General features: G+C 73.5%; 11 protein-coding genes. 7 read left to right on the top strand and 4 right to left on the bottom strand.

From position 1 onward, the window contains the following. Positions 1-289: 289 nt before the first annotated feature. A complete protein-coding gene (gene mshA / locus IE271_RS29670; RefSeq protein ID WP_190193552.1) occupies positions 290-1,633 on the top strand; it encodes a D-inositol-3-phosphate glycosyltransferase in 1,344 nt (447 codons plus the stop codon). Positions 1,634-1,695: 62 nt separating this feature from the next. Beyond that, the gene (locus IE271_RS29675) at positions 1,696-2,187 is read left to right on the top strand and encodes a type III secretion system chaperone family protein (RefSeq protein ID WP_190193553.1); all 492 of its coding nucleotides are present in this window, start codon (positions 1,696-1,698) and stop codon (positions 2,185-2,187) included. A gap of 30 nt (positions 2,188-2,217) precedes the next feature. Here IE271_RS29675 and IE271_RS29680 read toward each other — a convergent pair whose 3' ends face one another. Next, positions 2,218-3,060: a helix-turn-helix transcriptional regulator gene (locus tag IE271_RS29680; protein ID WP_190193554.1), complete on the bottom strand. Its 843-nt coding sequence runs from the start codon at positions 3,058-3,060 to the stop codon at positions 2,218-2,220. Here IE271_RS29680 and IE271_RS29685 point away from each other — a divergent pair. Then, the gene (locus IE271_RS29685) at positions 3,059-3,550 is read left to right on the top strand and encodes a DUF2000 domain-containing protein (protein WP_190193555.1); all 492 of its coding nucleotides are present in this window, start codon (positions 3,059-3,061) and stop codon (positions 3,548-3,550) included. The two genes, IE271_RS29680 and IE271_RS29685, sit on opposite strands and share 2 nt — an antisense overlap. A gap of 93 nt (positions 3,551-3,643) precedes the next feature. On the opposite strand, the gene IE271_RS29690 is transcribed toward IE271_RS29685, so the two are convergent. Next, positions 3,644-4,972 carry an MDR family MFS transporter gene (locus tag IE271_RS29690; RefSeq protein ID WP_190193556.1) on the bottom strand — a complete coding sequence of 443 codons (1,329 nt, stop codon included), beginning with the start codon at positions 4,970-4,972 and terminating at the stop codon, positions 3,644-3,646. 185 nt (positions 4,973-5,157) lie between these two features. Between IE271_RS29690 and IE271_RS29695 the strand changes: the two genes are divergently transcribed. Both IE271_RS29695 and IE271_RS29700 read left to right on the top strand, forming a co-directional pair. After that, entirely contained in the window at positions 5,158-5,919 is a 762-nt protein-coding gene (locus IE271_RS29695; protein WP_190193557.1) for a phosphoglyceromutase, read from the top strand. Positions 5,920-5,962: 43 nt separating this feature from the next. Further along, a complete protein-coding gene (locus tag IE271_RS29700) occupies positions 5,963-7,162 on the top strand; it encodes an FG-GAP repeat protein (RefSeq protein WP_229919632.1) in 1,200 nt (399 codons plus the stop codon). A 159-nt stretch (positions 7,163-7,321) separates the two neighbouring features. Here the strand turns inward: IE271_RS29700 and IE271_RS29705 are convergent, their stop codons facing one another. After that, a complete protein-coding gene (locus IE271_RS29705; protein ID WP_190193559.1) occupies positions 7,322-7,474 on the bottom strand; it encodes a hypothetical protein in 153 nt (50 codons plus the stop codon). A gap of 241 nt (positions 7,475-7,715) precedes the next feature. Further along, positions 7,716-8,396, bottom strand: coding sequence for a phosphate signaling complex protein PhoU (phoU, locus tag IE271_RS29710; RefSeq protein WP_190193560.1), 681 nt, complete (start codon positions 8,394-8,396; stop codon positions 7,716-7,718). A 201-nt stretch (positions 8,397-8,597) separates the two neighbouring features. Here phoU and phoR point away from each other — a divergent pair, with 201 nt between their 5' ends. Both phoR and phoP read left to right on the top strand, forming a co-directional pair. Continuing rightward, complete coding sequence (gene phoR, locus IE271_RS29715; RefSeq protein WP_190193561.1) at positions 8,598-9,860, top strand: two-component system sensor histidine kinase PhoR; 1,263 nt, start codon at positions 8,598-8,600, stop codon at positions 9,858-9,860. Positions 9,861-9,865: 5 nt separating this feature from the next. After that, a complete protein-coding gene (gene phoP, locus IE271_RS29720) occupies positions 9,866-10,537 on the top strand; it encodes a two-component system response regulator PhoP (RefSeq protein ID WP_488269380.1) in 672 nt (223 codons plus the stop codon). The last annotated feature ends 84 nt before the right edge of the window (positions 10,538-10,621 follow it).

Raw genomic sequence — 10,621 nt, forward strand, 5'->3', positions numbered from 1 at the left:
CGGGGTACCCGTGAGGTGCCGGGTCCCGCGCGGAGACGGCACCGGAACCGCGGGGACCGCGCAACGGAAACCGCGAGGCAGCGACCGCGAGAACCGCGAAGCAAGGAACCGGCACCGGCACCGGAGCCGCACGGGACCCGGCCGGGCACCCACGCAGAACGCCCTCGAACGGTTGAGCGACCATGGGCAACGATTCGGCAAAGTGGAAATGGAGCGGGATGCTCCGGTGTTGCACGTTCGGAGGCTGACCACGCCTTCGACCGCAGGCCGCAGCGAGGAGGACCGCCACGTGAGCCAGTACGCGAGCAGGCTCGGGCGCCGCTCGGCGTCCCCGTCGCGGTTGCGGATGCCCGGCGCCCCGCGCCGGCCGCGCCGGATCGCGATGCTCTCCGTCCACACCTCGCCCCTGCACCAGCCCGGCACCGGCGACGCGGGCGGCATGAACGTCTACATCGTGGAGCTGGCCCAGCGCCTCGCCGCGATCAACATCGAGGTCGAGATCTTCACGCGGGCCACCACGGCCGCCCTGCCGCCCGAGGTCGAGCTGGCGCCCGGCGTCCTCGTGCGCCACGTGGACGCGGGCCCCTACGAGGGCCTCGCCAAGGAGGACCTGCCCGCCCAGCTGTGCGCCTTCACGCACGGGGTGATGCAGGCGTGGGCGGGCCACCGCCCCGGCCACTACGACCTGGTCCACTCGCACTACTGGCTCTCCGGCCACGTCGGCTGGCTCGCCGCCGAGCGCTGGGGCGCGCCCCTGGTGCACGCCATGCACACCATGGCCAAGGTCAAGAACGCGTCGCTGGCCGAGGGCGACACCCCCGAGCCCGCCGCCCGCGTCATCGGCGAGACCCAGATCGTGCGCGCCGCCGACCGCCTCATCGCCAACACCGCCGAGGAGGCCGGTGAGCTCGTCCGCCACTACGAGGCCGACCCCGGCAAGGTCGCCGTCGTCCACCCCGGCGTGAACCTCGACCGGTTCCGCCCGGCCGACGGCCGCGCCGCCGCCCGGGCCCGCCTCGGCCTGCCCCAGGACGCGCTGGTCCCGCTCTTCGCGGGCCGCATCCAGCCCCTGAAGGCCCCCGACGTCCTGCTGCGCGCGGTCGCCGTCCTGCTGGACGACCGGCCCGAGCTGCGCTCCCGCATCGTCGTCCCCGTCGTCGGCGGCCCGAGCGGCAGCGGCCTGGCCAAGCCCGAGGGCCTGCAGAAGCTGGCGGCCCGCCTCGGCATCGCCGACGTCGTGCGCTTCCGGCCGCCGGTGGGCCAGGACCAGCTCGCGGACTGGTTCCGCGCCGCGTCCGTGCTGGTCATGCCCTCCTACAGCGAGTCGTTCGGGCTCGTGGCCGTCGAGGCGCAGGCGGCCGGCACGCCGGTGATCGCCGCCGCGGTGGGCGGGCTGCCGGTGGCCGTCCGGGACGGGGAGACCGGCTTCCTCGTCCCCGGGCACGACCCCGCCGACTACGCGCGCGTGCTGCGCGCCTTCGCCGACGAGCCCGCCCTGGCCGAGCGGATGGGGGCGGCCGCCGCCCGGCACGCCCGGTCCTTCGGCTGGGACACGGCCGCCTCCGCCACCGCCGACGTGTACACGGCCGCCATGGCGGAGCACCGCCGCCGCGTCCGCGCCCGCCACGCCTGACGCGGCCCGGCGGGGTCCGGCGGCCTGACGCGGTCCGCCGGGCCTGACGTACCCTCGGCCCCATGGCTGACGCAACGTCGATCATCGAGCAGGTCCTCGGGGACGCCGAGCTGGAGTGGGAGAGCCCGGAGCCGGGCTCGTACGTCGTGACGCTCCCCGGCACCCGCAAGCTGTCCACGACCGTCTCGCTGATCGTCGGCCGGCACTCCCTGTCGCTCAACGCCTTCGTGATCCGCCACCCCGACGAGAACGAGGCGGGCGTCCACCGCTGGCTCCTGGAGCGCAACCTCAAGCTGTACGGCGTCAGTTACGCCGTCGACCCCCTGGGCGACATCTACCTGGTGGCCAAGCTGCCGCTGGCCGCCGTCACGCCCGAAGAGGTCGACCGGCTGCTCGGTTCGGTCCTGGAGGCGGCCGACGGCGCGTTCAACACCCTGCTGGAGCTGGGCTTCGCCTCCGCGATCCGCAAGGAGTACGCCTGGCGGGTGTCGCGCGGGGAGTCGACGCGCAACCTGGAGGCGTTCGCGCACCTGACCCGGCGCGCGCGGGACTGACACCGCGGCGCCGGCGGAGCCGGTACGGGCTCAGCGGGCCCCGGCGCTCGACCGGTAGCGGCCGGGCGCGACCCCGACCAGCCGCTTGAAGTGCCGGGTGAGGTGGGACTGGTCGTAGAAGCCGGTCTCCGCCGCCACCTCGGCCGGCGACCGCCCGTCCAGCAGCAGCCGGCGGGCCCGGCCCACGCGCCGGGACATCAGGTACTGGTGCGGGGCGATGCCGAACGCGGCGCCGAACGCCCGCACCAGGTGCGCCGGATGCGCGCCGACCAGCCGCGCGGCCTCCTCCAGCGCGACGCCCTCGACGAGCCGGGCGTCCAGCAGCTCGCGCAGCCGGTGCGCGATCCCGCGCTCACCGCGGCCCGTCCCGGCCCCGCCCCCGTACCCGTACGCCGGGCCGCCGCGCCCCCGCGGCCGCAGGTGCCCGCGCAGCCGCTCGCCGATGAACAGCAGCCTGCTGGCCGCCTCCAGCTCGTCGCCCGGCCGCTCCAGCGCGGTGTGCAGCAGGCCGACGCGCTGCCGCAGCACCGGGTCGGCGAGATCGGGCCCGTCCACCGCGGGGCCGATGAGGCTGTCGTCGAGCAGGCTGGAGTCCAGGTAGATCACGCGCTTGCGGAAGCCGTGCGGCGTCGCGGGGGAGCCGTTGTGCGGCACGTGCGGCGGCAGCAGCGAGACCGTGTCGTGCGGAGTGCCGTGCTCGTGCCGGTCCAGGTCGTAGCGGACGGCGCCGTCGTCGACGATCAGCAGCGTCCAGGCGTCGTGCACGTGCATCGGGTAGGCGTACCCGGTGAAGCGCGCGTGGAAGACCTCCACGACACCCGGAACCCCTGGGCGCCATGCGGAAACGTCCCGCTGTCGGTCGTCGGCGGCCATGCAAAGAACGTACAAGACGCTGCCCGGGACCGGTCGGCAGCCTTCTGGCATGAGTACGACTGCTTCCGAGAACGCCCCCGTCCGCTTCGACACCAAGATCGCCGTTCTGCTGCGCGAGGACCTGGAGGTCTGGCAGCGCCTGAACGTGACCGCGTTCCTGGTCAGCGGCCTGGGCACGGCGGTGCCCGAGGTGATGGGCGAGCCGTACGCCGACGCCGACGGGGTCGCGTACCTGTCGATGTTCCGCCAGCCCGTGCTGGTCTTCGAGGGCTCCAAGGAGACGCTGACCACGGCCCACGGGCGGGCCCTGTCCCGCGCCCTGCCCCGCTCCCTGTTCACCGCCGACCTCTTCGCCACCGGCAACGACCGCGACAACCGGGCGGCGGTGCGGGCCGTGACCACCGCCCAGCTGGACCTGGTCGGCCTCGCGGTGTACGGCCCGCGCAACGCCGTGGACAAGGTGATGAAGGGGGCGCGGATGCACCCGTGAGCGGACGAGCGGCGGGCGTACGGCCCCGGCGGCCGTACGCCCGCACGGTCCGGGCGACTCGGGCGGTCCCGCGGTCCGTACGGACCGTGCGGATCAGACGGAGCCGATCCCGGCGGCGGGCTCCGGACCGTCGGCGGCGCTCCTCGCCGCGGGATCGGCCCCGTCGGCGGCGCTCTTCGCCGGGGCGGCGGACCGGGCGGCGGGGCGGGACTCCGGCCGCTCCGCCGGAAGGCGCCGCATCAGGAACGCGTACCCGGCCGCGGCGGCCGTGCCGACGACGGCGCACACGCCCCACAGCCACTCCGCCCCGTACCGGTCGATGACCAGGCCCGACATCAGCGGGGCGACGAGCGCGGCCACCGACCAGGAGACGCTGTACATGCCCTGGTAGCGGCCGCGGCCGTGGGCGGGGGAGAGGCGCACGACGAGGCTCGTCTGGGTGGGCGCGTTGACGATCTCGGCGAGGGTCCAGACGCAGACGGTGAGCGCGAAGACGCCGACGGACCCGGCCAGGGCGGTGAGCCCGAAGCCGTACCCGGCCAGCAGCGAGGAGACGACGAGCAGCGTGCGCGGGTCCCGGTGCTCGATGAACCGGGTGACCGGGATCTGCAGCACGACGATCAGTACGCCGTTGACCGCGATCGCCATGCCGTAGTCGGCCGGGGTGAACCCGGCCTGCCCCATCGCGACCGGCAGCCCCACGGAACCCTGCTGGAAGACCAGGGCGACGAGGAAGGACAGGCCGACGACGCCCATGAAGCGCCCGTCGCGCACCACGGTCCCGAGCCCGGTGCGGGGCTCGCCGTCCCCGCCCTCCCCCGCCTGCTCCGGGCGGGACTCGGGCAGCTTGACGAAGACGACGACCGCGCAGGCCAGCGTCATGCCGGCCTCGATGAGGAAACCCGCCCGGTAGCTGACCTCGGCGATGAAACCGGCCGCCATGGAGGAGACGGCGAAGCCGAGGTTGATCGCCCAGTAGTTGAGCGAGAAGGCGCGCACCCGGTCCTCGGGCCGCACGATGTCGGCCATCATCGCCTGCACGGCGGGCCGCGAGGCGCTGCTCGCGGCGCCGACCAGGAAGGCGACGGCGGCGATCGCGACCGGGTCGCGCACGAAGCCGAGCAGGGCCACGGAGACGGCGGTGGCGGACTGGGCGACCAGCAGGGTGGGCCGCCGCCCGATCCGGTCGGCCATCACGCCGCCGCCCAGCGACGACACGACACCGCCGAGTCCGTGCAGCGCGGCGACGAGACCGGCGTACGAGGCGGAGTAGCCGCGGTCCAGGGTCAGGTACAGCGCCATGAAGGTGGCGACGAAGGCGCCGAGCCGGTTGACCAGGGTGCTGGTCCACAGCCACCAGAACGCGCTCGGCAGTCCCGAGACGGTTCCCCGGACGCTGTGTCCCAGGGCGGCGAGCGGCATAGGTGTCCCCCAGATGCGTGTAAGCGGCTCAAGCGGTGAGCAGAACTTACTGAGTGAGGGTGCGGGGAGGCCACTCGATTAACAGAAGCCGTCAATCGACGGCGCCCGCCCCGCCCTCCAGGGCCGCTTGTCCGGCTCGCGGGCCGGAAGGCGGGCCGTGCACGGGGTCCATTAGGCTCACAGGCATGGCCGACGCACCGTACAAGCTGATCCTCCTCCGCCACGGCGAGAGCGAGTGGAACGCGAAGAACCTGTTCACCGGCTGGGTGGACGTCAACCTCAACGAGAAGGGCGAGAAGGAGGCGGTCCGCGGCGGTGAGCTGCTCAAGGACGCCGGCCTGCTCCCCGACGTGGTCCACACGTCCCTCCAGAAGCGCGCCATCCGCACGGCGCAGCTGGCGCTGGAGGCCGCGGACCGCCACTGGATCCCGGTCCACCGCTCCTGGCGCCTGAACGAGCGCCACTACGGCGCCCTGCAGGGCAAGGACAAGGCGCAGACGCTCGCCGAGTTCGGCGAGGAGCAGTTCATGCTGTGGCGCCGCTCCTACGACACGCCCCCGCCGCCGCTGGACGCCGACGCGGAGTTCTCCCAGTTCCACGACGCGCGCTACGCCACGCTCCCGCCCGAGCTGCGCCCGCGCACGGAGTGCCTGAAGGACGTCGTCCACCGCATGCTGCCGTACTGGTTCGACAGCATCGTCCCGGACCTCCTCACCGGCCGCACGGTCCTGGTCGCCGCCCACGGCAACAGCCTCCGCGCCCTGGTGAAGCACCTGGACGGCATCTCGGACAAGGACATCGCGGGCCTGAACATCCCCACGGGCATCCCGCTGACCTACGACCTGGACGCCGAGTTCAAGCCCCTGAACCCGGGCGGCACCTACCTCGACCCGGAGGCCGCGGCGGCGGCGATCGAGGCGGTCAAGAACCAGGGCAAGAAGAAGTAGCCAACTCAGTCGATCAGGCCCCTCGCCGGCGGTTCCGTTGTCGGTGAGGGGCCTGTCGTCGTGCCGGGCCGTCCTCGGGGCGGGAGGCGGCCGGTGCGGGGTCGTCCTGCGCGAAGGGCCCTTCACCCGTGCCGGCGGGCACAGCGGCTGGCAGCCGCTCGGCGAGGACCACGGCTACCTGAGCGCCTCGCAGCCGGCGGCCGGCCGGGTCACCGCCGACGCCGCCACTGACCTGTACGTCCTCGGCGAGGACCTCGGCGACGACGACCAGGACATGCGCGCCTTCTTCCACCGCGGCGGCACCGACGTCGCCCGCGTGGCCGGTGCGGTCCGCGTGCCGGACGACGGCGGCCACCAGGTCGGCGGCGGCCCCGTCACCGCCGTCGCGGACTTCGACAAGGACGGCTACGGCGACCTGGCCATCGGCCGCGGCCAGGAGCAGCCGGACGGGGCCCGCGGCTACGTCACGGTCCAGTACGGCGGCGCCGCCGGTCCGGACACCGCGCGCGAGCCGGTGAGGTTCACCCAGGACACGGCGGGCGTACCGGGTGCTTCCGAGGAGGGCGACCGCTTCGGCGCCGCCGTCGCCGCGGGCGACGTCGACGGCGACGGATACGCGGACCTCGCCGTCGGCTCCCCCGGCGAGGACCTGGCGGACAAGCGCGACGGCGGCATGGTCACGGTGCTGCTCGGCCGGGCCGGCGGCCTGTCCGGCAGCGGGGCGAAGGCGTACGACCAGAACACCTCCGGTGCCGCGGGCGCCATCGAGAACGACGATCTCTTCGGACTGAACCTCAAGTTCGCCGACTTCCTACACCTCGCTCGGCGCTCCCTTCCCCCGGTGACCCGGCGGTCCCTTCCCCATGATCCGGTGGTCCGCCCGCCCGCCCGCCCGCCTGCCTGCCCGTCCGGACGGACCACCGGTCGGAGGACACGGCCGCTTCACCGGCCGTACGCCCGAAGTACGAGTCACGTTCGGCGGGCGGCCCTTGGCCGCGCACCGGTCCTCTGCCACGATCGCGTCGTGGCCGACGTCTCGAAGATCCTGAACCGGGCGGACCTCCTTCTCGACCTGCTGGGCCCGGTGGTCGGCGCGGTGCTGCTGATGACCGGGGTCGACACCTACCGCGACGGCGGTTCCATGGCCTGGCCGCTCATGGGGGCCGTCCTCCTCCTGGGCAGTCTCTGGGTGCTCCTGCGCCGGGTCAGGTCCCGGCGCGGGAGGCCCGGTCCGTCGGCGTAGCCCGGCGCACGGCGGCCGTACGCCTCCCGGGCACGGCCGCGCATTCCGCCGGTACGGCGGTCGAACGCGCCGCCCGGCACGGCGAAGGGCTCGTCCCCGGCACGGTGAAGGGGCCCGTCCTCAGGACGGGCCCCTTCACCCGTACGCGCAAGCGGTGCGTCAGCCGCACTGACACGGATTGCCCGACTGGCAGCCGCAGCCGCAGCCCGAGCCGCAGCCGCAGGCGCCGAACAGCGGAAGGCTCCTGATCTCGGCGGGCTTTTCGGTGTCGCGGTCCTGCGTGGGGTCGGGCGTGCTGGTGGCTTCGGCCATGGGGCCCTCCTCGAAGGCGGATACCTACGCCCAGTGCATGCCCGGTCCGTGCGGCGCGTCAACCGCGCACGGGAGCTCGAACACTTCTGCGCACCGGCCGCGCGCCCCGCCCCGGGAACAGGGCCGACGACCGCCGGGGAGCGGGGCCGGCGCCCACCCCGGCGACAGGACCGGCGTCCGCCCCGGCGACAGGGCCTGCGTCCGCCCCGGACCTCCGTACGGCCCGGTCGCGGGCCTGCGGCTACGCCTCCGCCCCCGGCGTCTGCACCGGCTGCATCCCGTCCGCGTGCTCGCCCGTGACCAGGTAGACGACGCGCTTGGCGACCGAGACCGCGTGGTCCGCGAAGCGCTCGTAGTAGCGGCCGAGCAGCGTCACGTCGACGGCCGTCTCGATGCCGTGCTTCCAGCGGTCGTCCATCAGGTGCTGGAAGAGCGTACGGTGCAGCAGGTCCATCTCGTCGTCGTCCTGCTCCAACTGCAGGGCGAGGTCCACGTCCTTGGTGATGATGACCTCCGCCGCCTTCGCCATCAGGCGCTGGGCGAGCTGGCCCATCTCCAGGATCGTCGCGTGCAGGTCGTGCGGGACCGCCCGCTCCGGGAACCGCAGCCGCGCCAGCTTCGCCACGTGCTGCGCCAGGTCGCCCGACCGCTCCAGGTCCGCGCTCATGCGCAGGGAGGTCACCACGATGCGCAGGTCCGTCGCCACCGGCTGCTGCCGGGCGAGCAGGGCTATCGCCCGCGCCTCGAGGTCGTGCTGGAGGTCGTCTACCTTCTGGTCGGCGGCGATCACGCTCTCCGCCAGCTTCAGATCGGAGTCGAGGATCGCCGTCGTGGCGCGTCCGATCGCCGACCCGACGAGCCGGGCCATCTCGACCAGGCCATCGCCGATCGAGTCAAGTTCCTCGTGGTACGCGTCCCGCATCAGGATGTCCCTCTCTACGTCTGTACCGGGGTTCCAGGGGGCTTCGAGAACCCCACGCTCCCACGGTCCGGGCCGTACGCGTCCGTTTCCGTCACCCCAAATGAACCACCCCTGGCGTCAAGGTGAACTCTGGGCGACGAGTGTTCGAGGTGACACCCGGACGGCTGTGAGCAGAGCGGACGCCGTGCCTAACCTGGAGCCATGGACGTGAACGCGGCGGTCGCCGCAGCGGCAGCGATCGCCGGAGTGCTCACCGGTGCCATCGCCGTGCTGGCGTTCCGCTGGAGCGAGCGCGAGCAGAAGCGCCCGACCCGCACCTCCCTGCACACCGACCCCGTACTGCCGCCGGGCGTGGACACGGTGCTGTCCGTGCTCCGCTCCTCCGCCGTCGTGCTGGACGAGGCCGACTCGGTGGTCAAGGCCAGCTCCGCGGCGTACGCGCTCGGACTGGTGCGCGGCGGGAAGCTGGCCGTCGAGCCGATGCTGCAGATGGCCCGGGACACCCGCAGGGACGGCGAGATACGGCAGGTCGAGCTGGACCTCCCGCGCCGCGGCACGGGACGCGGCGACGCGCTCGCCGTCTCCGCCCGCGTCGCACCGCTCGGCTCCCGGCTCGTGCTCCTGCTGGTGGAGGACCTCACCGAGGCCCGCCGCATCGAGGCCGTGCGCCGCGACTTCGTCGCGAACGTGAGCCACGAGCTGAAGACGCCGGTCGGCGCCCTCTCCCTGCTCTCGGAGGCCGTCATGGACGCCTTCGACGACCCGGAGGCGGTGCAGCGCTTCGCCGGTCGCATGCAGGTCGAGGCCACCCGCCTCACCAACCTCGTACAGGAGCTCATCGACCTCTCCCGGGTCCAGAACGACGACCCGCTGGAGGACGCCGAGCCCGTCCGCGTCGGCGAGCTCGTCGACGAGGCCATCGACCGCTGCCGCCACCAGGCCGGCACGAAGCAGATCACCATGGTCGCCGGCGGCACCGCCGACCTGTCGGTCTGGGGCAACCGCGGCCAGCTCGCCGCGGCCCTGGGCAATCTCGTCGAGAACGCCGTCAACTACTCGCCCGCCCGCACCCGCGTCGGCATAGCCGCCCGCCGGGTGAGCGCCTCCGGCGGCGACCTGATCGAGATCGCCGTCACCGACCAGGGCATCGGCATCTCCGACAAGGACAAGGAGCGCATCTTCGAGCGCTTCTACCGCGTCGACCCGGCCCGCTCCCGGGCCACCGGGGGAACCGGCCTGGGTCTCGCCATCGTCAAGCACGTGGCCGCCTCGCACGGCGGGGAGGTCACGGTGTGGAGCTCGGAGGGACAGGGCTCCACCTTCACCCTGCGACTGCCGGAGGCGGGCGCGGCCCGCGACCGCGCACCCCGCACGCCCGGACTCGACGAGGACGGGCGGACCGACGGAACGACCGCCGTCACATCCCCGTACGAACCGCTTCCCGCCCCGGAGGTCCTTCCGTGACCCGAGTGCTCGTCGTCGAGGACGAGGAGTCCTTCTCCGACGCTCTGTCCTACATGCTGCGCAAGGAGGGCTTCGAGGTGGCCATCGCGGCCACCGGGCCCGACGGCCTCGACGAGTTCGAGCGCAACGGCGCCGACCTCGTCCTGCTCGACCTGATGCTGCCGGGCCTGCCCGGGACGGAGGTCTGCCGCCAGCTGCGCAGCCGCTCGAACGTGCCGGTGATCATGGTCACGGCCAAGGACAGCGAGATCGACAAGGTCGTGGGCCTGGAGATAGGGGCCGACGACTACGTGACCAAGCCGTTCTCCTCACGCGAGCTGGTCGCCCGTATCCGGGCCGTGCTGCGCCGCCGCGGGGAGCCCGAGGAGGTCACCCCGGCCGCCCTGGAGGCGGGGCCGGTGCGCATGGACGTCGACCGGCACGTGGTCACCGTCTCCGGGTCCAAGGTCGACCTGCCGCTCAAGGAGTTCGACCTGCTGGAGATGCTGCTGCGCAACGCGGGCCGCGTCCTCACCCGCATGCAGCTCATCGACCGGGTCTGGGGCGCCGACTACGTGGGCGACACCAAGACCCTCGACGTCCACGTCAAGAGGCTGCGCGCCAAGATCGAGCCGGACCCGGGCGCGCCCCGGTACCTGGTGACGGTCCGCGGCCTCGGCTACAAGTTCGAGCCGTAGACCCGGGACCCGGGCGGCACCGGCCGGAGCCCGGGGCGCACGGCGGTACGGCGAAGGGCGGCACCTCCCGCGAGGAGGTGCCGC

Source organism: Streptomyces minutiscleroticus, assembly GCF_014650875.1.
Classification (GTDB): Bacteria; Actinomycetota; Actinomycetes; order Streptomycetales; family Streptomycetaceae; genus Streptomyces; species Streptomyces minutiscleroticus.

What these genes read in the sequence shown, in the direction of transcription:
- IE271_RS29685 (WP_190193555.1), top strand. Translation starts at nt 3,059, where the DNA reads ATGCAAAGAACGTACAAGACGCTGCCCGGGACCGGTCGGCAGCCTTCT.
- IE271_RS29705 (WP_190193559.1), bottom strand. Translation starts at nt 7,474, where the DNA reads ATGGCCGAAGCCACCAGCACGCCCGACCCCACGCAGGACCGCGACACC.
- phoU (WP_190193560.1), bottom strand. Translation starts at nt 8,396, where the DNA reads ATGCGGGACGCGTACCACGAGGAACTTGACTCGATCGGCGATGGCCTG.
- IE271_RS29675 (WP_190193553.1), top strand. Translation starts at nt 1,696, where the DNA reads ATGGCTGACGCAACGTCGATCATCGAGCAGGTCCTCGGGGACGCCGAG.
- IE271_RS29680 (WP_190193554.1), bottom strand. Translation starts at nt 3,060, where the DNA reads ATGGCCGCCGACGACCGACAGCGGGACGTTTCCGCATGGCGCCCAGGG.
- IE271_RS29695 (WP_190193557.1), top strand. Translation starts at nt 5,158, where the DNA reads ATGGCCGACGCACCGTACAAGCTGATCCTCCTCCGCCACGGCGAGAGC.
- IE271_RS29690 (WP_190193556.1), bottom strand. Translation starts at nt 4,972, where the DNA reads ATGCCGCTCGCCGCCCTGGGACACAGCGTCCGGGGAACCGTCTCGGGA.
- phoR (WP_190193561.1), top strand. Translation starts at nt 8,598, where the DNA reads ATGGACGTGAACGCGGCGGTCGCCGCAGCGGCAGCGATCGCCGGAGTG.